Annotated in this window: 1 pseudogene; it reads left to right on the top strand. The window is 66.3% G+C overall.

The window, feature by feature from the left end:
• Window positions 1-276, top strand: a pseudogene (gene glnA / locus C1X29_RS29880) (glutamine synthetase); the annotation flags it as partial.

Raw genomic sequence — 276 nt, 5'->3', positions numbered from 1 at the left:
CACCGGCTTCGAGCTCGACTCCACCGAGCTGCCGACCAACGGCTTCACCGACTACGAGGGCGGCAACCTCGGCCACCGGGTGCAGACCAAGGGCGGCTACTTCCCGCTGCCGCCGCAGGATTCGGCGCAGGACATGCGCGGCGAGATGCTCGCGGCCATGCAGTCCATGGGCGTGAAGGTCGAGAAGCACCACCACGAGGTGGCTTCGGCCCAGCACGAGCTCGGCATGAAGTTCGACACGCTGACCCTGCTCGCCGACCACATGCAGATCTACAA

Source organism: Pseudomonas sp. GW456-12-10-14-LB2, assembly GCF_002884345.1.
GTDB lineage: Bacteria > Pseudomonadota > Gammaproteobacteria > Pseudomonadales > Pseudomonadaceae > Aquipseudomonas > Aquipseudomonas paraglycinae.
The sequence above is the reverse complement of the archived record's forward strand: the minus strand, read 5'-3'. Positions and strand labels throughout refer to the sequence as shown.